Annotated in this window: 21 protein-coding genes and 2 pseudogenes; 6 read left to right on the forward strand and 17 right to left on the reverse strand. The window is 38.9% G+C overall.

What is annotated here, in order from left to right; genetic code table 11:
* Window positions 1-56 precede the first annotated feature (56 nt).
* On the reverse strand, window positions 57-605 hold the full coding sequence (locus ACSR9O_RS14680) for a GNAT family N-acetyltransferase (RefSeq protein ID WP_491724607.1): 549 nt from the start codon (window positions 603-605) through the stop codon (window positions 57-59).
* A 121-nt stretch (window positions 606-726) separates the two neighbouring features.
* Between ACSR9O_RS14680 and ACSR9O_RS14685 the strand changes: the two genes are divergently transcribed.
* Together ACSR9O_RS14685 and ACSR9O_RS14690 are read left to right on the forward strand one after the other, a co-directional pair.
* Window positions 727-1,683, forward strand: coding sequence for a D-2-hydroxyacid dehydrogenase (locus ACSR9O_RS14685; RefSeq protein ID WP_402937198.1), 957 nt, complete (start codon window positions 727-729; stop codon window positions 1,681-1,683).
* A gap of 184 nt (window positions 1,684-1,867) precedes the next feature.
* Window positions 1,868-2,068, forward strand: coding sequence for a cold-shock protein (locus tag ACSR9O_RS14690; RefSeq protein WP_029714163.1), 201 nt, complete (start codon window positions 1,868-1,870; stop codon window positions 2,066-2,068).
* A 219-nt stretch (window positions 2,069-2,287) separates the two neighbouring features.
* Here ACSR9O_RS14690 and ACSR9O_RS14695 read toward each other — a convergent pair whose 3' ends face one another.
* The 9 genes and pseudogenes from ACSR9O_RS14695 to ACSR9O_RS14735 form a co-directional block, all read right to left on the reverse strand.
* Window positions 2,288-3,142 (reverse strand): crotonase/enoyl-CoA hydratase family protein, encoded by an 855-nt coding sequence (locus ACSR9O_RS14695; protein ID WP_230175883.1) that lies wholly within the window; start codon window positions 3,140-3,142, stop codon window positions 2,288-2,290.
* Between the two features lie 205 nt (window positions 3,143-3,347).
* Window positions 3,348-4,340, reverse strand: coding sequence for an ABC transporter ATP-binding protein (locus ACSR9O_RS14700; RefSeq protein ID WP_048679436.1), 993 nt, complete (start codon window positions 4,338-4,340; stop codon window positions 3,348-3,350).
* Between the two features lie 13 nt (window positions 4,341-4,353).
* A complete protein-coding gene (locus tag ACSR9O_RS14705; protein WP_034307038.1) occupies window positions 4,354-5,367 on the reverse strand; it encodes an ABC transporter ATP-binding protein in 1,014 nt (337 codons plus the stop codon).
* A 49-nt stretch (window positions 5,368-5,416) separates the two neighbouring features.
* Window positions 5,417-6,346, reverse strand: a complete 930-nt coding sequence (locus ACSR9O_RS14710; RefSeq protein WP_101225426.1) for an ABC transporter permease — start codon at window positions 6,344-6,346, stop codon at window positions 5,417-5,419.
* On the reverse strand, window positions 6,346-7,275 hold the full coding sequence (locus ACSR9O_RS14715; RefSeq protein WP_063235007.1) for an ABC transporter permease: 930 nt from the start codon (window positions 7,273-7,275) through the stop codon (window positions 6,346-6,348). The genes ACSR9O_RS14710 and ACSR9O_RS14715 overlap by 1 nt, the downstream gene beginning before the upstream one ends.
* Before the next feature lie 133 nt (window positions 7,276-7,408).
* Complete coding sequence (locus tag ACSR9O_RS14720) at window positions 7,409-9,043, reverse strand: peptide ABC transporter substrate-binding protein (protein WP_230175882.1); 1,635 nt, start codon at window positions 9,041-9,043, stop codon at window positions 7,409-7,411.
* Window positions 9,044-9,738: 695 nt separating this feature from the next.
* On the reverse strand, window positions 9,739-10,173 hold the full coding sequence (locus ACSR9O_RS14725) for a DMT family transporter (protein ID WP_137017639.1): 435 nt from the start codon (window positions 10,171-10,173) through the stop codon (window positions 9,739-9,741).
* A 154-nt stretch (window positions 10,174-10,327) separates the two neighbouring features.
* Window positions 10,328-10,906, reverse strand: coding sequence for a GNAT family N-acetyltransferase (locus ACSR9O_RS14730; RefSeq protein ID WP_491724608.1), 579 nt, complete (start codon window positions 10,904-10,906; stop codon window positions 10,328-10,330).
* Window positions 10,907-10,970: 64 nt separating this feature from the next.
* Window positions 10,971-12,242, reverse strand: a pseudogene (locus ACSR9O_RS14735) (NAD(P)/FAD-dependent oxidoreductase).
* Window positions 12,243-12,540: 298 nt separating this feature from the next.
* On the opposite strand from ACSR9O_RS14735, the gene ACSR9O_RS14740 reads away from it, so the two are divergent.
* From ACSR9O_RS14740 to ACSR9O_RS14755, 4 genes and pseudogenes are all read left to right on the forward strand, one after another.
* A complete protein-coding gene (locus ACSR9O_RS14740) occupies window positions 12,541-13,167 on the forward strand; it encodes a CAP domain-containing protein (RefSeq protein WP_101225430.1) in 627 nt (208 codons plus the stop codon).
* 282 nt (window positions 13,168-13,449) lie between these two features.
* Window positions 13,450-14,331, forward strand: coding sequence for a helix-turn-helix domain-containing protein (locus ACSR9O_RS14745; protein WP_434167036.1), 882 nt, complete (start codon window positions 13,450-13,452; stop codon window positions 14,329-14,331).
* Window positions 14,332-14,658: 327 nt separating this feature from the next.
* Window positions 14,659-14,898 (forward strand): annotated as a pseudogene (locus tag ACSR9O_RS14750) (transposase); the annotation flags it as partial.
* Window positions 14,899-14,967: 69 nt separating this feature from the next.
* Window positions 14,968-15,567 carry an exonuclease domain-containing protein gene (locus ACSR9O_RS14755; protein ID WP_260357767.1) on the forward strand — a complete coding sequence of 200 codons (600 nt, stop codon included), beginning with the start codon at window positions 14,968-14,970 and terminating at the stop codon, window positions 15,565-15,567.
* A 196-nt stretch (window positions 15,568-15,763) separates the two neighbouring features.
* Here ACSR9O_RS14755 and ACSR9O_RS14760 read toward each other — a convergent pair whose 3' ends face one another.
* The 7 genes from ACSR9O_RS14760 to ACSR9O_RS14790 form a co-directional block, all read right to left on the reverse strand.
* Window positions 15,764-18,160 (reverse strand): YhgE/Pip family protein, encoded by a 2,397-nt coding sequence (locus tag ACSR9O_RS14760; protein ID WP_491724609.1) that lies wholly within the window; start codon window positions 18,158-18,160, stop codon window positions 15,764-15,766.
* Between the two features lie 406 nt (window positions 18,161-18,566).
* Window positions 18,567-19,565 (reverse strand): NAD(P)H-dependent flavin oxidoreductase, encoded by a 999-nt coding sequence (locus tag ACSR9O_RS14765; protein WP_230175879.1) that lies wholly within the window; start codon window positions 19,563-19,565, stop codon window positions 18,567-18,569.
* Window positions 19,566-19,737: 172 nt separating this feature from the next.
* Complete coding sequence (locus ACSR9O_RS14770) at window positions 19,738-20,487, reverse strand: Cof-type HAD-IIB family hydrolase (protein WP_260357994.1); 750 nt, start codon at window positions 20,485-20,487, stop codon at window positions 19,738-19,740.
* Between the two features lie 162 nt (window positions 20,488-20,649).
* Window positions 20,650-21,645 (reverse strand): cation diffusion facilitator family transporter, encoded by a 996-nt coding sequence (locus ACSR9O_RS14775; RefSeq protein ID WP_101225435.1) that lies wholly within the window; start codon window positions 21,643-21,645, stop codon window positions 20,650-20,652.
* Between the two features lie 286 nt (window positions 21,646-21,931).
* Window positions 21,932-22,684, reverse strand: a complete 753-nt coding sequence (locus tag ACSR9O_RS14780; RefSeq protein ID WP_230175878.1) for a hypothetical protein — start codon at window positions 22,682-22,684, stop codon at window positions 21,932-21,934.
* Window positions 22,685-23,262: 578 nt separating this feature from the next.
* On the reverse strand, window positions 23,263-24,681 hold the full coding sequence (locus tag ACSR9O_RS14785) for an amino acid permease (RefSeq protein ID WP_157831147.1): 1,419 nt from the start codon (window positions 24,679-24,681) through the stop codon (window positions 23,263-23,265).
* An 811-nt stretch (window positions 24,682-25,492) separates the two neighbouring features.
* The gene (locus ACSR9O_RS14790) at window positions 25,493-26,623 is read right to left on the reverse strand and encodes a histidine kinase N-terminal domain-containing protein (RefSeq protein ID WP_101225438.1); all 1,131 of its coding nucleotides are present in this window, start codon (window positions 26,621-26,623) and stop codon (window positions 25,493-25,495) included.
* Between the last annotated feature and the right edge of the window lie 144 nt (window positions 26,624-26,767).

Genomic DNA, 26,767 nt, shown 5'->3' on the forward strand with positions numbered 1-26,767 from the left:
TTCAAAACCGATGTATTTTTCCTTATTTCTTCTTTAATCAGCAGACTCCAAAGCCATCATTTTATAATGGAATATAGCTTTAAGTCTTGATGCTTTCCCTTTACAAACATTCCTTTTCTAATGATTCCCTCAATAGACATACCAGCCTTTTGCATGACGCGTTCTGAACCCATATTTTCAACGAAGCACCTTGCTTGTATACGAACTAGGTTCATATTTTCAAAGCCAAAGGCGATTATCTTTTGCGCTGCCTCCGTCATCAAGCCATTCCCCCAATATTCGGGTGCTAGCACATACCCGATTTCTGCACTATGATGATCAACCTGCCATGAAACAAAATCAATAGTACCAATCAACTTACCACTTTCCTTGTGTTCTATGCCCCATGGAGCTATTTTCTTATCCTCATAATTTTGCAGGATAAACCTGATAAAATCTTTTGTATCACATAGGGAACGATGAGCTTCCCATGTGACGTAACGGGAAACTTCACTGTTGGATGCATAAGCGAACATGTCTTCGGCATCATTCATGGTGACTTTCCTCATGACCAAACGTTTTGATTCTATAATAGGCAGCTGTCCATATATGTCTTTCACGTTCATGAATACACCCCATTCCATTGATTATTAGTATTATAGCAAGATTGTTAAGCAATCGCTTTCCCGATTGAAAGATTTTCAAAACTTACGTATAATTCAGAAAAAAAGATACAGGAGGTTAGTTATGCCAAAAAGAAAACTAATAATAAGCCAAAATTTGAATGAGCTCTTACTACAGAAAATTAAAGAATTGGTTCCCGATTGGACGGTTATCACCGGAAGATCTCCGGAAATATGGAGAAATCATATAGCCGATGCTGAAGTGATCGCAGGCTGGAAAGCGGAAATGTCTGTATCGATTGATGCAAGCGAAGTAAAATGGATCCAGACATGGAGCGCCGGAGTGAATGCTTTACCCCTGGAAAATTTAGAACAAATGAATGTTCAGATTACAACTGCAAACGGTGTTCATGCGTATCCCATTTCAGAGACTATTTTCGCGTTAATGCTTGCCTTAACAAGAAAAGTAGATACATATATTAAACAACAGCAGACAAAGACTTGGCATCACGCACATATGAAGCAGGAAATTCATGAAAAGACCATCGGAATCATCGGTGTCGGAAAAATCGGAAAGGAAACCGCAAAAATTGCCAAGGCTTTTGGCATGACAGTGTTAGGAATGCGCCATTCGGATAAATCAGAAGAATTTGTCGATGAGATGTTCACACAAAAACAATTGAATGATCTTCTTCCAAGATGTGATTATATTGTCGTGACATTACCTTTGACCCCAGAAACAAGGTATATGTTCGGGAAAAAGGAATTCATGTTAATGAAGCGCTCCGCTTTTTTCATTAATATAGGAAGGGGAAATCTCGTCATTCAAAACGATTTGGTTCAAGCGCTTATGGACAAAGAAATTGCGGGTGCCGGACTTGATGTGTTTGAAACGGAGCCACTTCCTGAGAATAGCCCACTATGGGAGTTGGACAATGTAATCATCACTCCGCACACATCCGGAAATACGGAATTTTACGACCAAAGGCTCATTCATGATATTTTCATGCCGAATTTAAAGAACTATCTAAATGGTAAAAAACCTTCAACAAATTTACTTGATTACAAAAAAGGGTATTAAAAATTGTTCATCGAATGTGTACATAAATAATCTTCCCATGTTAGCTTGCAGATTCCGACATTATCTGTTATATTTAAAAAGAATTATTTTTGTTCGGGAAGATTGATAAGTGAAAAACTTTTCGTCTAATGATTGAGCAAGGGTAGTAACACAATGTGTGGATTCACACTAGGAGGCAACAACAATGGAACAAGGTAAAGTAAAATGGTTTAACGCAGAAAAAGGATTTGGCTTCATCGAACGCGAAAACGGAGACGATGTATTCGTACATTTCTCAGCTATCCAAAGCGAAGGATTCAAATCATTAGACGAAGGTCAAGAAGTTACTTTTGAAGTTGAGCAAGGTCAACGTGGACCCCAAGCTACTAACGTTCAAAAAGCATAATTTTAAATACAATATATAACGGACCCTACTTGTAGGGTCTGTTTTTTTTGATTAAAAAAGCAATCATAAAAAAACCCTATTCACGGGGAATAGGGAACATGAAACAAGTTTAGTAAATGGTAAACCCAGTATAACACACTAAGAATAGAAACCCTAATTTATCCGAAAAGTAAAAATTATCACGCACTTCCCCTGGTTTCCCTGGGCCATTCCATTCAATCATTTCTTATCCACTTCATATGTTCGATCCGTTCCCCAAGGATAAAACGGAGGCATATCACTACTGCTTTTCATCTTGAAATCAGCTTTCCTTTTTTCGAGGAAAGCTTCGATCCCTTCTAGTGCATCCGCTTGTTTTCCGGTCCAATGAATCATTTTCGATTCTATTTTGTGTGATTCAACAGGATGGTTTGCACCGAGCATGGTCCACATTAATTGCCGGGATAACGTCACAGAAACGGAAGATGTATTTTCCGCAATGTCTGTTGCAATTTCCATAGCAGCAGACATCAATTCTTCTGGCTCGACGATCTTGTTTACCAACCTTCCCTCATATGCTTCACTGGCCGAAATCATCCTGCCGGTAAAAATCCATTCGGAAGCTTTACCCATTCCGACAAGCCTGGGTAAGAACCAGCCGCTGCATGCCTCCATCGTTATCCCCCGCCTCGCAAATACAAAACCCATATTTGCATCTGTTGAAGCGATTCTAATGTCCATGGGCAAAGTCATTGTTATCCCAATCCCGACTGCCGCTCCATTAATGGCAGCAATCATAGGTTTCTTCATCTCGAAAATCCGTAATGACAACATTCCCCCTGCATCGCGGTATTCAACCAAAGGAGTGTGATCCATAAACGTTTCTGCACCTTTTTCCAAATCCATTCCAGCACAAAAAGTATCCCCAGCGCCAGTTAATATGACGGCTCTTACGTCATCATTTTCATCTGCTTCATTAAAAGCGCGAATCATCTCCTCACACATCTTTTCATTGAAAGCATTCATTCTCTCTGGACGATTAAGAGTAACAATCATGACACGATCGACGATCTCACTAGTTATCGTGGAATACAATAACAGCCCCTCCTTCTCTCACAAATTGATACATTCAACAGAATTTTATATTTACATATAATTACATTTTATATGTTTTATTTTCAGATTCCTAGTTTTTTATTTTGACATGCTGATAAATAATTTGATAATCGTTTCTATTCTAAAAATATTTTACATAAATGCGTAAAAAAAGACCAGTCGCAAATGCAACTGGTTTTTTTGTTTACCAATATAAATGACAAGCAACGAAATGCCCTGGTTTTTGTTCTTTCCATTCAGGTACAGCACTGGAGCATATCTCCATCGCCTTAGGGCAGCGCGTCCGAAATACACAGCCGCTCGGCGGATTGATCGGACTTGGTACATCGCCTTTAAGGACGATCCTTTCCCGTTTAATAGTCGGGTCTGGTATCGGCACTGCGGATAGCAAGGCCTGTGTGTATGGGTGTAGCGGATCTTTCGTTAAAGAATCACTATCCGAAAGTTCCATCATTCTTCCAAGGTACATGACTAAAATGCGATCTGAAATATACTTGACCATCGATAAATCATGCGCGATGAATAAATAAGTCAATCCCATTTCTTTTTGCAGTTCTTTTAATAAGTTGACCACTTGGGCCTGTATCGAAACATCCAAGGCAGAGATTGGTTCATCACAAACGATGAATTTAGGATTTAAAGCCAATGCCCTTGCAATTCCAATACGCTGGCGTTGTCCACCACTGAATTCATGCGGAAAACGAGTGATATGTTCCGGACTTAAACCAACTAGCTTTAGCAGGTCTTCCACCCGTTTTCTTCGCTCTTTACCTTTTGAAATTCCATGAATGGCAAGTGGTTCCCCTATCAATTCCTCCACCTTCATCCTTGGGTTCAAGGATGCGTACGGATCTTGGAAAATCATTTGTATTTCACGGCGGATATGTGACATTTCCCCGGGTTTGTAATCGAAAATATTTTTCCCCTGAAAAAGAACTTCTCCATCAGTCGGTTCATATAATCGAGTGATTGTACGACCTGCAGTCGACTTACCGCAACCGCTTTCCCCAACAAGACCGACAGTTTCCCCTGGATAGATTTTGAGATCCAAACCGTCTACCGCTTTAAGCGATTGAGAACCGATAGGAAAATGCTTCTTCAGATTCTTTATTTCAACAAGAGGAGAATTTTCGTTGTATGTCTTTTCTTTTACGGCCTTATTTTTCAGTGAAACCATTGGTTCTCCTCCTTTATACATTAGTCGGTGCTTGTACCTGTGCTGCCTTGGCCATCGGGTGGTGCAGCCAGCATGCGGCTGTCTGACCTTCTTCCACTACTTCAAGCTCCGGATCATGGTCTTTGCACACTTTCATAGCTGATTCACATCTTGGGTAAAATGGGCATCCTTTTGGCGGATCCAATAAATCCGGTGGTGATCCGATAATCGGAACCAACGGAGCCGTTTTTTCCATATCCAGCCTTGGCACCGTTTTAAGCAGACCTCTTGTATAAGGATGCTGCGGGTTTGAAAATATAGCCTCTACCGTACCCGTCTCAACAACCTTGCCTGCATACATGACGACTACCCGTTCACAAGTTTCTGCAACCACGCCTAAATCATGAGTGATTAAAATGATGGAAGTATCCATTCTTCGTTGGATATCTTTCATCAGTTCCAAAATTTGCGCTTGTATCGTTACATCCAATGCAGTTGTTGGTTCATCGGCAATCAGTAATTTCGGTTCGCAAGCAAGGGCCATCGCTATCATCGCCCTTTGGCGCATACCACCTGAAAACTCATGCGGATATTGCTGCATCCTTTTTTCCGGCTGTGGAATACCTACTAGTTTCAGTGTTTCCAACGCCCGTTCGTATGCATCATTTCGGGACATATTTTTATTATGCTTTAAAATGCCTTCCATGATCTGGCTGCCGATTTTTGTCGTTGGATTGAGCGAAGTCATCGGATCCTGGAAAATCATGCTGATTTCATTTCCGCGAATCCTCTGCATTTCCTTTTCACTCATTTTAAGAAGATCTTTACCGCCAAAGTTTATCGACCCTTTTCCATACTCTGCCGGGGGTGTTTCCAATAATCTCATGATAGATTTCGCTGTAACACTTTTGCCGCATCCGGACTCCCCAACAATCGCAACGGCTTCCCCCTTTTTCACGCCAAAGTTCACACCGCGAACCGCTTGCACTTTACCTGCATAAGTATGGAAGGTGATTTGTAAATCGTTGACTTCTAATAGGTTCTCCATCATCGTCCCTCCTATTCTAGTAATATCAAATCATTATGTTAGGACTCATTTATTTCCGTAGTTTTGGATCTAAGGCATCCTGCAACCCGTCACCAGCCACATTGAACGCGAACATCGTTAAGGAAATCAATATTGCCGGGATTAACAGTTGATAGAAATTCCCTACCAGAATGCTTCCCAGTGCATCACTTGTCAATGTTCCCCAGCTTGCCTGAGGTGCCGGAACTCCCAGTCCCAAAAAGCTAAGTGTAGCTTCGGCAAAAATGGCAGTAGGTACAGTCAACGTTAAATTGACAAGGATCGGTCCCATTGTATTAGGAATCATGTGTTTTCTTAAAGTCCAGCTCGTATTGGCTCCAGAGATTGTTGCAGCATGGATATATTCATTCTCTTTCAGTTGTAAAACCTGTCCCCGTACCAGTCGCGCCATCGGAATCCACCCCGTAATCGACATCGCAATGATGATCGGCAGAATACCAGGTTTTAATACGACCATCATTAAGATAACCATCAATAGGTATGGAATCGCATAGATAACCTCGGCAAACCGCATCATGATATTATCCGTGCGTCCACCGCGAATGGCAGAAATCCCGCCATAAAGGACACCAATTAAAAAGTCGATCAGCGCTGCCATCAATCCAATGAACAAAGATATCCTTGCACCGTACCAAGCTCGCGTAAATAGATCCCTTCCTGATGAATCCGTTCCAAACCAATGCTCGCTATTTGGGCTAAGATTCTTATTCTCGAAATCTTGTCCATAATAAGTATATCCGTTAATGTACGGACCAAAAATCGCCATCAAGACCAAGAGGATTATAAGAACAAATCCAGTCATCGCCAGCTTATTTTCTTTAAATCGACGCCAGACGTCAGACCAATATGAAACTGTAGGTCTTGCTATTTTTTCAGCTTCCTTAAAGTTGCCTTCGGCGGGTTGGAACATATCTTCGGTTAAATGCACTTTATCTGCCATTATTTCTTCTCCCCCGTCACTTTAATTCTAGGATCAATCAACGTATAGGCTATGTCAACGATGAATATCAATAGAATAAGCACCGCACTATACACAATTGTGGAACCAAGAATCACCGGGTAGTCCCTGTTGGATATTCCCTTTACGAACATATCTCCCATGCCCGGAATACCAAAAATACGTTCAATGATGAAGCTTCCTGTCACGATATTAGCCGTAAGGATGCCCAGAATCGTGATAATCGGCAATAACGCATTCCGAATCGCATGTTTGATTATGACACCGCTCCGTTTCAATCCTTTGGCTTTTGCTGTCAAAATGTAATCCTGCCCCATTACTTCAAGCATGCTTGTCCGCATCAGTCTCGCGATGAAAGCAAGCGGCATCATAGAAAGGGCAATGGATGGTAAAATGGTATGCTGCCATGTCGCCCATGTAGCAACAGGGAATATATTCCATTTAATTGCAAAATAATTGATTAAAATAGTCGCCAGGATAAAGTTAGGAACGGAAATCCCTACGATGGCAATGATCATTGATAAATAGTCGGGCCATTTATTTCTTTTCAGTGATGCCACGACACCCAAAATGAGGCCAAAGAAGATGGCAATCACCAAAGCTTGTGCCCCTAAGTGCAAGGACACCGGAAACCCCTTCAAAATGTAATCATTCACGGAAATGGATGAAGATTTCAATGAAGGACCAAAATCAAATTGAACGACTTCCAATAAATAATTCCCATATTGGGTCAACAACGGCTTGTCCAATCCATAGTGGACTTGAAGGTTTTCATAAACAGCAGGAGGCATGGCTCCTTCTTTTGCAAATGGATTTCCCGGAATCGTATGCATTATGATGAACGTTAATGTAATAACAGCCCATAAAGTAATAATCGCCCATTTAAAACGGTTTAATGTATATCTCAACATGGTAATCACCCCAATCATCGATTTTCTAAGAAGTTGAAAACGGAAATGAATGCATGAAATATTCAAATTCGCAATTGAAAAATGGGGTATGTCCTTAATCGGACATACCTCCCATTTCACTATTATCCTTCTATTATTTTTTATCCGCGTAAATAAAGTTCGGATAAGCGTTAATCGGAGCAAAAACTCCAGTAACATTCGATTTAACCATATATGGTTTTGTATAGAAGTAAACCGGAAGGATCGGCATTTCGTCAATCATGACTTTCTCTGCTTTATGCAAAGCATCCATGCGTTCTTTTGGATCCATTGTAGATTTTGCTTCTTTTAATAAATTATCATATTCTTTGTTTGACCAACCTGCATCATTATAGGCGCCGTCCGTTTCCCAAAGCATGAATGTCATCGGGTCAACATAGTCACCAACCCATCCTGCACGGGAAATTTCAAAGTCACCAGCTTTTTCACGGTCAAGCTTAACTTGGAATTCTGCATTTTCAAGTGTCACTTCAACACCCAGGTTATCACGCCACATTCCTTGAACCGCTTCAGCAATTTTCTTGTGTGAATCTAAAGTGTTATACAAAATTGAAAACTCAGGTAATTCTTTCATGCCTTCTTCAGCAAGTCCTTCTTTTAACAATTTCTTAGCTTCGGTAACATCTTCCTTAAATAGGTTACCTGTATTTTCCTGGAAATCTCCAGATGCATCAGGAATACCCGGAGGGACTACGCCGAAAGCAGGCTTTTGTCCGCCTTGAGCAACATTTTCGGTGATTTTTTGACGCTCGATAGCCATTGAAAGCGCTTTCCTTACTTTAGCATTATTGAAAGGTTTCACTTCTGTATTAAAGTTGTAATAGTAAACGGCAAGTTCTTTGCCCATTTTGAATTCTTTATCATCAGAATTGACCATTTGACCTTGAATATCCACTGGCAGTGGATAAGCGAGGTCCAATTCGCCACTCTGATACATTTGCCATGCTGTATTTTCATCTTCAATTAGAGCAAAGTTAACCGCATCCAATTTGATTTTATCTTTATCGTAGTAATTTTCATTCTTTTCGATTTTCAGGCTTTCTTTATGTTTCCATTCCGTTAATTTGAACGGCCCGTTTGAAACGTGAGTTTTTGCATCCAAAGCCCATTTTGGATTTTCTTCCTGTACCTTTTTATTGATTGGATAGAAAGTATAGAAAGAAGTCAAGTCAAGGAAATATGGTGTAGGCTGTTCCAAAGTAACGACTAATGTATGTTCGTCTGTCGCTTTAACCCCTACGTCCTCTTCCTTCCCTTTCTTACTGTTGTAAGCTTCCCCGCCTTTAAGATAATAAAGTTGGTAAGCATAATCAGCAGCCGTTTCCGGTTTCAAAGCATATTTCCAAGCATATTCGAAGTCATTGGCTGTAAGCGGATCTCCATTTGACCATTTCAAACCATCTTTCAATTTGAATGTCCAAGTTAATCCATCTTCACTGATTTCCCATGATTCTGCAGAACCAGGTACGATTTTGCCTTCTTCCGTTTTCTTTGTCAGTCCCTCAAACGTATGTTCAAGGATCCATGATTCATGAGTGCCTTGTGCATTTGCAGGGTGAAGCGAACCAGGTTCACTCGAATTGTTTACATTTAATACCTTTGATCCGGATGAGTCACCCGAGCCACCTTCTTTTTCATTCGAAGTTTCCTTCGAACCGCCATTGCATGCCGCAAGCATAAGCATGATGGCCATAAGAAGAGCAAGCACTGAAAATTTAGACTTTTTCAAAAAATATTCCCCCTCATCTTTAATCTTTCTTAGAATAATCACATTTAAGAGATTATCCTTCTAACACCTATTAATCTTTCGTATAGTACAAATAATGTCAGCGAGGAAAGTTAGAAGCATTCATTGCAGGAATTCACCAAAAAACAACTAGCGAACCGTTTGCATAAATCTGTATTTCTACCTATAAAAGCAATTAATGCAGTTTACTAGTTAAAAATCACCCTCTTTTCAACCTCGCTAAGGGTACTATACCTCGAATTAAAGATGTTGAATTTTAAGTATATTACGAATAAATCAAAAAATCAATAAACCAGTGAGTACTTTTTCACAATATAGTAATTAATTGCTAATCAATTCGATCTAGATACTAGGTAAATAGAAATGATCACCTGAAAGGACTTCCGACTTCCAGGTGTTTTTCCAAACACCTCTAAATCAGTATTCATATAGGTTCTCTTGTCTATTTATTTCTAAATATTCTAATAATTAATGTTAGGTTGGTTACTAAGACCACCTTCCTAGCAAACCATCCACTCTCAAATAATATATTTTAGTAGGATAATGCATTACTTCATTAAAATATTTAGTTCTTTTTAATCGATATCCAAATAATAGTTAATAACTATAGTAGAATAGAAATATCCCTTCATTCTCCCCTATATGTACCCGTCGTTTCAATGAAAAATGACCCTTCTTCATTTATGATTAAATAAATATAATGACACGAAAAGTAAACATATGCCTGCCACCTTTTTCGCGTCCAATGGGATGCGTACCCCTCCAAATAAACCGAAATGGTCAATGACAGCCCCGATTAGTATCTGGCCTGCGATAACCCCGACCAATGCAGGTGCCACTCCAATCTGAGGGACAACCAATATAATAACAATGACATAAATAGCCCCTAACAGTCCGCCTATCAATTGCCATTTTGGTACAGAAGCTACCGCAGAAATATTTCCATTTCCTGCAAACAAAACAATAAATAATAAAGCGAGTGTCCCGATTCCAAACGAAATGAAAGAAGCCTCAATGACCCCCACTTTTTTCCCTAATCCACCATTGATTTGTCCTTGTATGGCAATGGTGATGCCGCCTAGGACCGCAAGCAACGGAAATAGTATCTTCACAATGATTTTGCTCCTTTTTATGTCCACCCGGACTGATTAAATGAATTCGCATTCCATTTTAACATGAAAAATATTTATATTGTCCATTACTGATATAAAATCATCTGCAAATAAAAAACTGGCACTTGGGCCAGCTGCAATCTTCTATATTAAACTAAAATCTATTTGATCCCTGAACACTTTGTTGCCGTAACTGGCAATACTCTGTGCTTAACAAGGAAAACACAAGGGCATCATGCGATTGTTCACGAAGAAATAGATAACTTCGGAGGCTGCCTTCCTCTTTGAATCCAAATTTCTTCAATAGGTTTCTGGATGCAATATTATCCTTGAAAGTTAAAGCGGCGATTCTTTGTAGTTTCAATTCTTCAAAGCAATAGCGCAATACTTCGTTGACAGCTTCAGACGCAAGGTGTTTCCTCCAATATTCAGGATGGATTTCATATCCTATTTCGGCGCGTTTGTTGGCTAGGCTCAATTGATTCAGGCCAACGGTACCGATGAATTTGCCTGAATCCTTTAAAATGACTCCCCATCGCATCCCACGTTTGTTTATATAGGCACTTTTAAACGAGTCGATTAAGCGACGGGCATCTTCTAATAGAGTTAAACTTTCTATCCCATCATATTTAGTCACTTCATCTTTAGAGAGGATTTCAAATAGACTCTCAGCATGATGGTGACCTATTTCGATTAAACGCAGCCTTTCTGTTTCCAATTCCTTAAACCACATCGAAGAATCCCTCCGTATATTCAGCTGTCTACTTATTTCTATTCATGAATAAGAGATACCTGTTTTAATGGACAATACTTTTTGAAAAATTCCTTTCCTTAACGTACAATGCCGAGTCCTCATGTCCACCCTTTGTAATCAAATCCCTGATGATTTGGGAAAGGATGACACTGTAAACCGTTCCATTCCCGCCATAACCCAATAAGAAGTAGCAATTAGGATAGTCAGGATACATTCCTATTGTCGGTAAACCATCATGGGTCTCACCAAAAAAAGCTCCCCAATAATAATCAGCCGAAATCCGATTCTCTAATTCTGGAAACAAATTGACAAGCTGCTTTAATAATTTATCTCTTTTGTTCAAAATCATTGAATCCCTTTTATCCAGATAACCGGTCTATTCATCAAGACCACCAATGATAATTCGATTGTCAGGAGTTTTTCTTGCATATAAATAAGGCCGTGCCGTTTCCCATATCATCATATTATCATGCCATTTAGCTTGATCTGCTATTTGATTGGTTGCGATGGCATACGAACTGAGAATCACTGCATTTTTATCCTTCACCTCTTCTTGGGCTTCATACCCAGTTGCGAAGATGACCGTCTGTGCATGTATCGTATGTCCGGTTTGGGTAAATAACTGGGTTTGATTCTCTTTTAATATCTTCCCATTGATTTTTGTTTTTGAATAGACACGTACGCCTTTCGAAACTGCCTTTTCAATCAATAAATGTGCATGTTTATAAGGGTTGATTTCAGCATCATTATCTGTAACCAGCGCTCCTGCTTTCGGAAACGAAAATTTTCGACAAATCTCTTTTTCAGTATAATATTCAACAGGGAAATTGCGGGATTTTAGATTATTATATTCTTCTTTAAGCATAGAAACATCCTTGGGATTGGATGCATAGTATAAGCTTTTTCTAATTTTAAAATCCGGGTTTTCCTTTAAACTTGGAACAACCTCTTTTTCAAGTATCCGAATGGCGTCCAAACAAAGCAGAACATGCCGCGTCCCAGCTTCTTCTCCAAAACTATGAATGAGGGATGTTAATGTTTTATCATTTGAATACTGTAAGAGTCCAGTATTCGCAACCGTACTCCCTTCACTTATATCCCGTTTATCGATCAGAACCACATTCAGACCCGTCTCTGCCAAAAAATAGGCACAGTGCGCCCCCGATGAACCACTCCCCACTATACAAACATCACATGAAAGGTCCTCTTCCAGCATTGGGTATTCTTTTGCTTCAAATGTATCTTTCCAAAACAATTTGCCTGCCTTTAAATCCATACAAGTTCCACCCTTAGGATAATTTATTAGTTCAATCATATTTAGTTACATATAACTATATCGTTTTGATGTTCTTATTGTTTACCCTGACAAACACGGCCTGCAAACGTAAAATGATTCTTTATCTACATGAAATGATCCTACCAATTTATCAAAAAGCCCTATGATTTTGATTTACCATATACTCTCCCAAGTTATATGGACCCGTATTTTGTATGTTCTTATTCGATACCTTTTTCCCATTCCAATAAAGAATGTTAATGAGCTAATTTTACACAAAACTATTTTTATAGCATACTATACTTCCAATCCAGATATTCTACTAGGAGGAATCAAAATGAAGAAAATCATCATTTTATCAGCACTGTCACTATCCCTACTATCTCCAAAAGTTGCAATGGGAGCCAATACATACGAGGTGGCAAAAGGAGATACCTTAACGAAAATTGCTTCTGAATATGATGTCAGCATTGACGAATTACTCAAAACGAACTCTGCTATAAAGGATGCAAATCAAATTCGAATAGGACAAATCATAAATCTTCCGGCATCCAACACAACAGTAAATCAAAAAGAAAGTCAATCAGTTGAACAGCGGGTTCTTAGTTTGGTTAACGAAGAACGTTCAAAAGCTGGCCTCTCTCCCCTTGAAATGGATACAGACGTTTCCAACGTAGCAATTCTGAAATCTGAGGATATGCGTGATAATAATTATTTCAATCATACAAGCCCGAGTTATGGATCGCCTTTCGATATGATGAAATCCTTTGGGATCAGTTACGAGTACGCAGGGGAAAATATCGCAGCAGGTCAACCTAGTGCGGATGCTGTCATGAAATCATGGATGAACAGCCCCGGACATAAGGCCAATATCCTGAACAAGAACTATACACATATTGGAATTGGGCATGTGACAGGAGGGAAATACGCCCACTATTGGACCCAGCAATTCATTGGAAATTAATAACGTTAGAGGCGGCAGCTTGCCGCCTCTTTTTTTATCCTTATATTTTAAATTTAATGCTTGCTATTATCCGTGAATATATACTTTTCTCACTTTATATTGAAAAGACGTCATATTAGTTTGCTCACTTCAATAATAAAACGCAATTCATAATTTTTGTTGTAGGGATACCTTGGAAAACACGTAAAGTAGTTATTTCGAACCATCTTTCATTATCTTACTGATAAAAATTAAATTATGTTAAAATAGAATTCTAGACATAGGTACAAAGGGGCAATTGTAATGAAAATAGAGGTTGGCTCTGTTATCAACGAATTACGAATAAAACAAAATCTTACAAGGGAAGAACTGGCTAAGGATATATGTGAACCTAATGCCCTGTCAGATTATGAAAGAAGCATCACTTCTCCAACCATTGATGAATTGGCACTTTTTGCGGATAAACTTAAAGTTGACCTGCCGTATTTCTTCACTACCAAAAATGAACCGATTTATAATTACATAGAAACGATAAAACTTTTGATTAACAAATACAAACGGACTCGTAATTATGAAGCAATCTATGAAATCGTCCAAAAAGAAATGGCAACTGCACCGGAAAAATCGATATCATTTTATCAATTCTTAAAATGGCATGAAGGTATCTCTTTTTTTTATTTATACAATGACAAACAAAAGGCTATAGAATTATTGAATGAGGCCATTCATATTACCATGGGTAAACGGGTCATTCTTCATCAACAGGAAATAGAAGTTTTAAATAGTATCGGGATCATCCATTTTAAAACGAAGAATTATGAAGAGGCCATCGCCATCTTCAATGAAGCACTGGAATTTATCGAGAATATTCCCCATGTGAATCAAGAAGGTACCATTATCGTGAAGATCATTCATGGATTAGCACAAACATTGACTGAACTTCATTATTATCAGGAATCATTAAATTATACTCTTAAAGGGATCAACATTTGCAATTCGATAGAATCATTATATTTATATGCGGAACTCCATCTTTTAACTGGTAAAAATCTGGTTCATCTTCAACAACCTGAAGAAGGACTGCACTATATAAAGCAATCCAAGAACATTTTCAGCCTTCAAAAAAACGAAGAATTCGTACAAATTGCCGAACATGAATTGGAAAGCATTTTACAATGCTTATGAACTTCAATGGATAAAAAAAGATAGAGATTGCTTAAAATCTCTATCTCAGACTGTAGACAAACTCGATGAAAATCGAGTTTGTCTACAGTTTTTTTTGGCTTTACAAATTTGGACGTTGATTTCCACTTCAGGCACTCGCTTTCCGCGGGCGGTCCGGGAGCCTCCTCGGCGCACTTGCGCCTGTGGGGTCTCCCTTGGACTCGCTATTCCCGCAGGAGTCTCGCACACCCGCTCCAATCAACTATGTTTAAAATTTTAGATGGAACTCCTTTTGCCTATAATCTTTTTTGTTTTAAAATAGAACTATTAATACTTGAGGTGATGAGGATGCTTTCGAAACATAATTCTATTCAGCGAGACCAACTTGAAATGATTACTTTAGATCAACTGGTGCCGGCGAATCATTTGGTTCGTATAATTGAGGCTTCCATTGACTTCAATTTCATTTATGACTTGGTGAAAGATATGTATTCAGAGGTAGGACGCCCAAGTATTGATTCAGTTATTTTAGTTAAACTGACATTCATTCAATATACCTTCGGTATTCGTTCCATGCGTAAAACGATCATTACACTTTCAATAGCTATTCTATGTCAGCTATAATAGAAGAATGTAACCAAACTGGAGGAAAAAAAATTGACTAATAGATTAGGTTTAGTACTCGACGTAGAAACAACTGGTTTACGTCCCTCTTCAGATGAAATTATCGAGCTTGCCCTTATACTCTTTACATACAGCAGTGAAACAGGGGAAATCATTAATCTTGTTGATCAAGAATCATTTTTGAGGGAGCCTCTCTCCCATGGAGCAAGAAGGAATTATGATCAAGCATACAGAATTCATGGGATTCCATACAGCTCCGTCGAAGGAAAAAGTTTTCACGATGAAAAAGTTAAATCCTTCATTGCCCGTACCGATTCTATTTTCGCACATAATGCTTCTTTCGATAGAAGTTTTCTCTACCAAATGTATCCGGAAATCAATGATCAAAAATGGTTCTGTACGATGCGGAATGTACCTTGGAAGCAATATGGATTTGAGAATAGTAAACTCTTAACATTACTGCAGGCACATAATATCACCAATTTTCAAACACACAGGGCTATGGACGATATTGCTTATCTAATGGAACTTATGAGAAAACCAGGTCCTTCTGGCCATCCTTATTTAAAGGATGTCATTGCAAAAAATCCGATGAAGAAATATGCACCTGCACCTCAAAAGACAAGGGTATAGCCGTTTCAATAATTACTTCATTGTTCAGGCTGCACCAATGTTTAGTCACAAACAAACCGTTGCCAATTCCGTTAGAAAATGAATGCATATCCTTACGATTGGTGTTATTTTAGGGGCACTTTTATTTTCCTGCATTTCACTTATTACCTGATATTTATCAAAAAACAGCGACCCATGACGGGTCGCTGTTTTTTGATCATTGTACAGTTGCTTCTTCCTGTTGTTCATTTAATGCGCCGTTCAATTTCTTATGCCGATACATAAAGTAAAGTAGTGATAATATTAATGCCGCAACGAGGAATATGGCCAATATGCCAAGATTATGCCACATGAAGCTATAATCTCCTGTTGAAATCACTGCCCGAAAAGCATTAATAGAGTAAGTCATCGGTAAGAACGGTGTGAATCCTTGCAGGAAGCCTGGAACCAATTCATTTGGGAATGTTCCGCCACTGCTTGTCAGTTGAAGAATCAAAATCAATAATGCTATGAACCGGCCAGGATTGTCAAAGGCCGAACCAAGGAACTGAATGATTGCCATGAATGTGCAGCTAGCAAGAATGCTTACTGCAAAAAATAGCGGCAGGCTCGTAACATTGATTCCAAGGCCTAAAATTAAAATCGAGTCCACCAATATGGCTTGACAGATTCCTATGAGAGCCATGACGCTGTATTTACTAAAAAACCAGCTAAATCCACTCGCCGGTTTAACAGCAGGGTCTCTTAACGGGAAAATGATTGTCAGAACGATAGCCCCGATAAATAAACTTAATGAAATTAAATATGGTGCAAAACTTGTTCCATAGTTCGGTACATTATTAATTGGTAATTTATCCACTTTAACTGGGCTTGCAAACATGTCATATACTTCTTCATTGGATTTTATCTTACCTGCTTCGTTTGCCCCGTCATTCAATTCCTCATGTAATTCTGCAGATCCATCTGAAAGTTTGGCGATTCCATCTTGTAACTTTATGGCACCATTCGCCAGTTCTCCCATACCGCTAGTAAGGCTGGATGAACCCTCCTTCAACTTATCCGTTCCCGTAACCAGACCTTTCGAACCTTCGGAAAGCTGTGAGGTTCCACTTGATAATTGCTTGGAGCCATCTTCAAGCTGATCAAGCCCGCTTACCAAGTTATTGCTGCCTTCGGTTAACTGTCCTAGCCCACTCTGAGCGGAATCTATACTATCGCCAAATGTTGTCAAACCAGACACCAATTGACCTTGACCATTTTTCAGTTCATTCGCCCCATTGGCGAGTTTATCCTGAGCTTGCTTTAATTGAGTGAAACCTCCGCTTAATGCACTTGTACCTTCACCTAACTGATTTGCACCATCACTAAGGCTATTTGAGCCTTTAGCAATTTCAGTTGCACTGGCTGATAGTTTCCCTACTCCTTCAGAAACTCCTTTACTACCTTCACTGATGCGGGTTAGAGAAGAAATCACTTCCTCCAAACGCGCTTTTTCTGCAGGATCATCCGCAGCTTCAGATTGTTGTTTCAATCCGGAAATAACCTCATCCAATCCTGCCGACACTTCAGATGCCCCCGCTTTTGCTTCGTTCGATGCTGCGCTCCAATCAGACAATGAACCTGAAAGCTGGGCAGCACCAGCCGCTACACCATTTGCTCCCTCTGTCAACGCGGGCAGCTTTTCTTCTATTTGATTGAAGCCCTCTAATGACTGCTGCAGTCCAGAGGCCAATTCACCAGTTCCCGCTTCAGATTTCTTGGCTCCTTGCAAAAGCTCGGATTGCCCATCTTTCATTTGTCCAACACCAGAGCTGAACTGTTGTAACCCTTGATTGAGTTCTTTCGATCCTGCAACTGCCGAACCGACCCCATTCGAAAAGGTCAATGATTTTTCAGCTAATTTTTCCAAGTTTTCATGGATTTCGACAGAACCTGAATGAAGGGAATCAATTCCTTCATCCACTTTTTTGGAGCCTTCTTTGGCTGAGTTAATCCCTTCACCAAGTTCACTGGATCCGTTCTTCACTGTATCTGTCCCATCTTTCAATTCCCCAGCTCCATCACTGGCACTTTTGAGTCCGTCAGCCACTTCGTTCAAATTGTCGAACATTGACTCTGCATAGGTTTTCGTAACGGCTGACGATACCTCCCCTTTAATTCTCTCAGAAGCTGCGTCACCTATTTTAGTCGATATATAGTTGAACCCTTCATTGGACGTATAAATCAAATCAAGTTTTTCCGGATTGTCCTCCTGTAAGGTCGTTGCATTCTTCGAAAAGTTTTTCGGGATTTCTATTTTCATGTAATAATCTTGATTTTCAAGGCCTTCATTGGCTTCTTTTTGACTAACGAAATGCCAATCGAAATCCTTCTTTTCCTTTAATTCCTTGACTAAATCTTTTCCTATTGTAAGTTCAGATTCATTGAACTCCGCACCCTCATCCATATTGACAATGGCAACAGGCAATTGGTCGACCTTACCATATGGATCCCAAAATGCCCACAGGAACGTGCCGCTATATAATAAAGGAATCAGTATGATCCCTATTATGGAAATGAGTATCATAGGATGTTTTATTATGGCTAAAAATTCACCCTTTAAAGATTTAAACACGCCTACCAAGCCCTCCTATACGACGAATATGCCGTTTATTAATCTATCTAGGTGAAAACTGATTGAAGAATGCATAATTAAGTCATTTGCTTCTGCGATATAAATTTAAATTCTTCTTCACCTTGATATATATAATTTTTAAACAATCAATAATAACTGACCATATTGTTCATTTGGTCAGTATCACGAAAATAATATAACATTTATCCTTCTTTTTATCAATATTTTTTCACAATCTTACCTCGTATATTTACTGCTTTTCTCTTTATAGCCTATTTTGATTGCCTTTTTAGCTGATTGAGACCTTATCATGAATTATGTCTGACATTATATAAAAAAAAGGGATATCCATAATGGATACCCTTTTTGTTAGCTATATTAGCATAATTAATAAAGCGCTTTCATATCATTTTGATATAATTCCTTTTAATTTTTCGGCCTGCCCGGTCAATTTCTTCAAGGACTCCTGATACTCTTTTTCCAATTGTTTAATGATGCCGGCAGCGGTATCTATTTTTTTAATTGCCCCTACACCATGACCCGCTGACCAAATATCACGCCACGCTTTAGATTCAGATGGGTTGGACATGCTGTCAAAATCGACTTTTTCTTTTTTGGCTAATTGTTCCGGGTCCATGCCTTCCTTTCTTATGCTCGGTTTCAGCATATTACAATTAACGCCTGAAAATGCATCAGTCAAGATGATGTCATCATGATCACAATCGACAAGCATTTCACGATATTCATCATTTGCCCTGCTCTCTTTCGCCACGATAAAACGTGTACCCATATATGCAAGATCCGCTCCAGCTGCCTGAGCTGCCAAAATACTGTGACCAGTACTGATCGATCCGGCAAGCAAAATGATTCCGTCCCAGAAAGTCCTTACGCTGTCCACGAAAGCAAAGCTATTTATCTCACCCGCATGACCGCCGGCTCCCGCAGCAACCAAGATCAATCCGTCCACACCTGACTCCGCAGCTTTTTTCGCAAAATCCACAGAACTGACATCCGAAAAGACCAAGCCGCCATAGCTATGTACGACATCCACCACATGTTTGGGTGAACCTAATGATGTAATGACGATGGGAGGCTGATGCTTTTTGACCAATTCCAACTCTTCTTCAAGCCGGCTATATGTACGGTGGACAACCATATTCATTGCCCATGGAGCAATCTTTGAGCCTGGTTCTTTATCCTTTGCTGCAATCAATGTGTCGTTTATGTCACCCATCCATTGATCCAGTACCTCTATCGGACGCGCATTCGGTGCTGGAAAAGAGCCGATCACCCCATTCAAACAGCATTCTTTCACTAACTCAGGACCGGATATTAAAAACATAGGTGCTGAGATAACTGGTAAAGATAATTGATTCCACCACTGTTCAGGCAAACTTCTAGTCATCCATTAAACCTCCCATTATTAATATATTACCAAAATATAACACTACAAGATTATCATACTTCTAAAATACACAATTTTCAAGAAATTTAATTTAGCAGCAAAAATTTCATTTTCGGCAGCGCCATTTCAATAAAAAAACTGTATATGGATACGTCCCATATACAGTTTCGGTTCAATTTGAAAGCGCCCATTTACGAATTGCCTTAGCCACACCATCTTCTTCGTTTGTCGCTGTAATCCAATCTGCTTTTTCTTTCACAATTTCTTGGGCGTTTCCCATTGCCACACCCACTTTTGCTTCAGAAATCATTGCAAGGTCATTAAGGCTGTCACCCACTGCCATAACATTATCCATAGTAATATCGAGCAATGAACATACGAGCTTTATCGCTTTCGCTTTATTTACGCCCATGGCATTCACTTCAATATTCGTCGGGCTTGAATTGCTTATTTCAAAGTTTCCTTTTGACACCAGTTCATCCATGATGATTTTGCGGATGCTTTCATCATCTGTATCAAATCCGAATTTAAGCCATTGCGAATCATGGATTTTCTCAGGCATTTCAGCCCTGTAAATATTATCGCAGCTTATTGCCCAGAAATGTGTACCATGTTTTTGGCTTAATTCCCACATCCATTGTATGGAATCACTATCGACTATATTCCTTTCCACCAGTTTTCCTTGATTATCGTAAATTTCGCTTCCGTTTACCGTAATGAGAAATGATTGAAGTTCCATTGACTTTGCAAAATCACTGCATGTAGCATAGGATCTTCCTGTGCTCAATACCACAAAAACCCCTTGATTTTCGGCTTCTTTTATCGCTCTGCGATTTTCTTCAGATATCTCTCCTGCCTTATTGAGAAGCGTGCCATCCATATCAAGTGCAACTAGCTTAATATCTTGTTTCTCCAATCTTATTCACCCTTTCATAATCCTTCTTTATGTAACTAAGTCCATGATAGCTTATAATGCATACGCAAGGAAAGTACGTGAATAATTGAACAGGCATTATAAGTAGTGTCGTGATATTTATAATCAAACAAATTTCTTATCATGACACTTTGTATTCTGCCATTCTTTCTACTCCCTGTCTTTTTTAATTTCATTCAATTCTTTTTTTATTTGACCTTCCCATTTTGGGACACCATCATTTTCATCAAATTCTATAATGACATCCGTTACCCCTCTTTCCTTGAATATCTCATTAAATAGCCGATCTTTAATGTCATCCGCTTGGGCAATTGAAATATGGGGATCAAGTTCGACTTCAAGTTCTACATGGAAGTCTTCCCCTTCTTTTAATACCGCCAGTTTCTGTATATCCCTTACGTCTGGATCATCCATGACCATCGTCCCGATTTTTTGTCGCATTTCAATATCGGCTTCCCCAAGAGCCCCTGCAGCATTATCAAGAAAAACCCTTCCAACCACATAGAACATACCGAGACCGATCATGACGGAAGCAACTCCTTCCGCTTGAATGAAAGGCGTGAAGTTTGCTAATAAAATGGCAATTATCGCAAGCACCCCGCCACCGGTCGCTACCATATCTTCCATGAATACTAATTTCGTCGCTGGTTTTGCTCTTTTTAAACCAGTGAAGCTCTTAAATATGACGGCTGCTCCTTTAGCTTCGATTCCAGTCTCATGAACCACTTCTTTCATCGCTTTAAATAATACATATGATTCCAACACAACCGCTAAGAAAAGGACGGACAAGTTAATAAGGATACCAGTTGATTCTGCAGGGTGCAAAATGTGATGAAACCCTTCTTTAATCGTTTCATAAGACATGATTCCGACAATCAATACTGCCCCTAATAATACTAGGTTAACCAAACGTCCAAAACCATCAGGGAATCGATCAGTTGGTGCCTTTTTACTTAGTGCGGAACCAATGAAGACGAAAAACTGATTCGCAGCATCGCCCAAAGTATGTAAAGTTTCAGCAAACATAGCGACATTCCCTGTCATGAAGTAAGCAATCCCCTTTAGCACAGCGATGATACTATTCACACAGGCAGCAATGAAAGCCGATTTATTACCTTGTTTCAATAACTGAAATAATTCTTTCATTTAAAAATCCCCCCTAATCTTTTTATAAATCCATTTTCATAATGTATTATCCCCAACACTGGAATATATGAAACCACAAAAGCGAAACCCTTAACCATACGATTTACGAATAATTTGCATCACTTTGGTTTTTAAGTTGTATCTCCCACAAACGAATATATTCCAGAATCGGACTCATCTATTCTAATAAGTTCACAATGAACGCATCCACTTCTTTTGAAGGCTGATTAATGCATCAAAAAAAGGAGTAAGCGGCGGCTTACTCCTTATCAAGAACTTCAAGCGTTTATCCTTCCTTTTTCACTAACTTAGATGGATTATTTACTTTATAGCGTATTTCTTTATTATATTTTTTGTCGACCACTTTTCCATCAAATTCGATTTCGTCACCTTCTTCGAGTTCAGCTTTTTTCAATGTCTTGCTATATCCACACCAAGCATCGCCGATGGTCAATTCAGGTTCCGTTGTCACTTTGACATTCTCCAAGAGTATGACTTCATCTTCTTCACCAGTAAAATGGTTCATTTTCGCCGTGAACTCCTTGACGGTCGCTGTGAAATGCACTTTTTCCCCAGGTAAGTCCAACTTAGGCTTTGCTGTCGTTTTTTTAGTTTTGGTTTTTGCTTGTTTTGGTTCTTCACTTAGCTGATCGGAGTTTTCCGTAATTGGCGCTTCCATCACCTGCTCAGTTTCACTTGGAACTGCGGCTGTTTCGGAAACCGGGCCACTCAACAATTCTTTTCCGAAACTGGAGCTTTGCATTTCCTTTAAATAGGAAGGGTTAATGCAACTAAGCTTACCATTTTCAAATTGAACGACTACAGTGTCAAGTCCGTTGCCGTATTGTTCATAACCTGCTAATTTGACCTTTGCTTGAAAACTTCCGCTTTTATATACTAGTTCTCTTTTTACCGAACGGGCAGTGAATAATTTCCATTCCAATCCTTTAGCGATATAGTCCGTATCATCTAAAAAAGGGATAAATTCTCCTTTTGGTGCGATATAATGAATCAAATCTTCAGCTGGAGTTTCAGCCACAGTAACCACTCCTAATCTTTTCTATAGATTATATTCTAGCAAAGGATTTCAAAGTTGCAAATGAATGAGTATCGTAATGGGTTGATTGCAGTCATAATCCCCAACTCGCTTAAATCTTTACCATGAAATGAATGCGATCATTTTTGTAACCAGAAAAAAAGCTGCCCACTAAGAGCAGCCCAGACTGTGACAAATTCAAAAGAGATTTTGCCTGCAGTTTTTTATTTGAAAAACGTTCCAGTATCTCAGAAATCCGCTCCTTTTCCGCCGACTGTCTGCCATGTCACATCAAACCGTAAAAACCATATTTAACATGGTTCGGGATGAGACCAGCCTACAGTTTTTTTTCTTAAAATACAATTCAGTTGATTGGAGCGGGTGTTCGAGACTCCCGCTTAGAAAAGCGCGTCCAAGGGAGACCCCCACAGGCGCAAAGAGCGCCGAGGAGGCTCCCGGACTGCCCGCGGAAAGCGAGTGCCTGGAGTGAAAATCAACGTTCAAAGTGTACCCCCAAAAAAGTAAAAACCATGAAGGATAATCAAGTTTTCTTTCTTTAATTGATAAAACTACTGTATCCATTACCCTTCCTTAACGTGAATGTTTTTTAGTTTTGCATCTTGTTCAGGAGTAATTACCTTTTTCTTATGATAAAACAGAAAGTATGACCCAATTACTAGAATAGTGAGAAGGGTTGTAAGAAAGAATTGCAATCTCATGGAATCAATGAACGCCTGAGCAACGAATATAATAAATAATACGGCAATGGTCACGTAGGTTAAATAAGGGAATAGCCACATTTTCACTTTGAGTGTCCCGGGATTTTCTTTTTCCGTCTTTTTCCGTAAATATAGATGAGAAAAGGCGATAAAGATATACATGATCATAGTGACTCCTCCAGAGCTGTTTGCGAGGAAAGCAAACAATTTATCAGGAGAAACAAATTTAAATGTCGTGAACACGTAAGCAAAGAAAACACTTGCCATTAACGCCCAAATCGGGATTCCCCGCTTATTCACTCGGGAAAGAATTTTCGGTGCATCACCTTTTTTTGATAAAGAATATAGCATACGAGAACTTGTATAAAGGCCTGAATTCAAAACAGAAAGCAATGAAGTGAAGATTACGATATTCATGATTTGACCCGCTGCCGGCAGGCCTGCCATGTCAAATACGCTGGCATAGGGGGTTTTCAGTAAATCTTCAGCCCCTTGGGGGATTACGAGAACCAACACGGTCACTGAACCAACAAAGAAAAGAAGGAGACGCCATACAACACTGTTTATGGCTCTAATAATATTTTTTTCAGGGTTTTCAGACTCTCCTGCAGCAATGGCAGCTACCTCACTTCCCGATAAAGAGAAAGTAATGAAAATCACACTAAGAAGGACAGGCAGAAACCCTTTTGGTAAAAATCCTCCATCTCCAGTAATGTTTGAAAGGCCTGGTGAATCAAATCCCGGAACAAATCCGAAAATCATGGCGGCACCCAGGAAGAGGAATATTACAATGGCAGCCACTTTCATGAAAGCTAACCAGTATTCAAATTCCCCATAAGCTTTGACTGAATAGATATTCGTAATCGTCATTAATATAGGGAAGGATAGACTAGCAGCCCACATGGGTATACCAGGAAACCAATCATGAATCATAGTACCCAATAACGTAGTTTCTATAGCAATGATGATAACCCAGTTGAACCAGTATAACCAGCCGATCGTGTATCCGGCCCAGGGACCAAATGCTTGATGCGCATATGTTGAAAAGGATCCGCTATCAGGATTTACCACAGCCATTTCACCCAGCATACGCATTATAAGCACGATCATCAATCCAGCGATTATATAGGATAAAATAGCACCAGGCCCAGCTGAATCTATTATTGTTCCGCTTCCGATAAATAGTCCTGCCCCAATTACCCCGCCAATAGAAATCATTGTGACATGCCTGGTCTTAAGACCATGTTTCAATTCATTTGTTTGAAGTGCCACTATTGTCACCATCCTTTAAAACTGTCTAATTTCCGTTTTGTACAGTAAACCATTGCTCATGGGTACCTTAGTAGAAATCTTTCATTCAAAACGATGTTTACAGTGCAGTCCTATTCCCGTTTCATCATTAGTTTTAATGAGGCCAAATTCACGATCGTTATATGTATATTGCACAGCATATACTCTATTAACCGTAACCGCTTTTCGATTTATATTCCCTCTTTACTAACATCAGCACCTCAACTGAAAGTACAAAGAACCTTGCTGTTTTTGCACTTATGTTGAGTGAAGTCCTTTTATGTAAAAATATAGATATCCCGCTCTACCCTTTCTTTCCTTACACTTCCTTTAATAAAAGCACCCTCTCTCACTAAAATTTTATACATATATAATAAAAGCAATATCCATGCCAAAAAAAGGATAGTTATTTTATTAGGGTTTAACGCTTTTATGTATTTAAAACGATTCAATATTGAATTATTATTTCAATTTTCGATTCATACATTAATTATCGACCCTTTTCGATTCATAAACGAATCAAAAAATGACAATTTATTTGTTTTCTTTTATTATTTCGACACATATATACTGAAAAATACAGGGATAAAAAAGAAGATGCTAAAATCCTAATTATGATTTCTTGGCATCTTCCAAATAAATTTATTTACACTGAGAATGATTATATGTAAAACACCGGCAGAACCGGTATGCCCCTCCTTCTAATAGTTAAAACTCTATGTTTACAAGCTTCGAAAAAATTCGATATGTATATAATGCTGTATGTAAATTACCCTACTGATATGTATGAAACCCTTATGATTCAGTACTGAACTTCGGGGAAATGGATGCTGAATGTGGTTAAATTTTCATTGGAGACACAATTCATATATCCATCATTACTTTCAATGATCTTTTTACATACGTATAATCCAATTCCCGTTCCTAATTCTTTCGTTGTGACAAAGGGCTCAAAAATAGATTCGATCAATTCACTGGCAATGGCCGGTCCATTATTTGAAATTCGAATTATTCTTTCATTCGCCTCAATTAAAGAGTTTATCCTCAAAATTCTAGGATGTTCCTTATCCTTTAAGGCATCAATGGAATTAATAAAAAGATTCAAGAACACTTGTTTTAACCCATCCTTGCTCGCTGTCATGACGAAGTTTGGATAAATATCTATTTCCACATTAACGCTGGCATCCACAATATTTGCATATGTCAATTCTTGTATTTCTTCAATTAACTTTAATACGGCAATTTCCTCTCTTTGTTCCTCATTAAAATCAGATTTAGAGGTATGGAGGAATTGGGTTATCCTGAAATTCAACTGGTTTAACTCATAATCAATGATATCCAAATATTTCAAGTCGGGATTCTCCCTCTTCAATAATTTATTGAACCCCATGATAGCTGTAAGAGGGTTACGGAACTCATGTACAAAGCTTGATGATATTTGACCCAGTACCGCTAATTTATCTTTGTGGTTTTCACTAATATAAGACTTTTTTTCCTCAATCACTTCATTTGTAAGATTCGTATATCTAGTTACTGCATGGTAGCTGAACGTATCAAAGTGCAGGTTAATGTCATTAATGAATCTCTGCATATATTTAATTGGGATATTGGCGCCAAAAACATTTCTGATTATGATATTTCTTCCCAAATTGATATTATATAGAAAATCCCCAATGTTGATATTTGCTTCAAGACGTTCTTTTGCAACTTGGTAAGCCAATTTTATCAGCACATCATCAGACAATACCTCCTTGAACGTTTGGATGACCAGTGAGTACATCCCATAACCATTTTCCTTAATTCTATCTTTGTAGGGGTCTATTTCATTGATCTTAATAGTCTCGTTCCATTCATTTAAAAACACAGATTCATTTTCTTCCAAATATTGAATCAATATATGTTTATACTTCTTATGTTCAGATGACAACTCCATACTATTGACCACACATCCCCTTGCGGAATTTAGTTACTACATCAATAACATCATTCTATATGAGATTTTGATATCCTGCACTTCATTATTTATTGTTTTTTAGGTGAAATGTAGCTTATAAGGAGACAGGTATGCTAGTCCGCA

The organism is Peribacillus sp. B65, from assembly GCF_058513295.1.

Bases quoted from the DNA above. Each gene is read 5' to 3' on its own strand.
- ACSR9O_RS14700 (WP_048679436.1), bottom strand. From the start codon at position 4,340: ATGGTTTCACTGAAAAATAAGGCCGTAAAAGAAAAGACATACAACGAA.
- ACSR9O_RS14765 (WP_230175879.1), bottom strand. From the start codon at position 19,565: ATGACTAGAAGTTTGCCTGAACAGTGGTGGAATCAATTATCTTTACCA.
- ACSR9O_RS14710 (WP_101225426.1), bottom strand. From the start codon at position 6,346: ATGGCAGATAAAGTGCATTTAACCGAAGATATGTTCCAACCCGCCGAA.
- ACSR9O_RS14730 (WP_491724608.1), bottom strand. From the start codon at position 10,906: ATGTGGTTTAAGGAATTGGAAACAGAAAGGCTGCGTTTAATCGAAATA.
- ACSR9O_RS14685 (WP_402937198.1), top strand. From the start codon at position 727: ATGCCAAAAAGAAAACTAATAATAAGCCAAAATTTGAATGAGCTCTTA.
- ACSR9O_RS14680 (WP_491724607.1), bottom strand. From the start codon at position 605: ATGAACGTGAAAGACATATATGGACAGCTGCCTATTATAGAATCAAAA.
- ACSR9O_RS14740 (WP_101225430.1), top strand. From the start codon at position 12,541: ATGAAGAAAATCATCATTTTATCAGCACTGTCACTATCCCTACTATCT.
- ACSR9O_RS14745 (WP_434167036.1), top strand. From the start codon at position 13,450: ATGAAAATAGAGGTTGGCTCTGTTATCAACGAATTACGAATAAAACAA.
- ACSR9O_RS14775 (WP_101225435.1), bottom strand. From the start codon at position 21,645: ATGAAAGAATTATTTCAGTTATTGAAACAAGGTAATAAATCGGCTTTC.
- ACSR9O_RS14715 (WP_063235007.1), bottom strand. From the start codon at position 7,275: ATGTTGAGATATACATTAAACCGTTTTAAATGGGCGATTATTACTTTA.
- ACSR9O_RS14705 (WP_034307038.1), bottom strand. From the start codon at position 5,367: ATGGAGAACCTATTAGAAGTCAACGATTTACAAATCACCTTCCATACT.
- ACSR9O_RS14790 (WP_101225438.1), bottom strand. From the start codon at position 26,623: ATGGAGTTGTCATCTGAACATAAGAAGTATAAACATATATTGATTCAA.
- ACSR9O_RS14690 (WP_029714163.1), top strand. From the start codon at position 1,868: ATGGAACAAGGTAAAGTAAAATGGTTTAACGCAGAAAAAGGATTTGGC.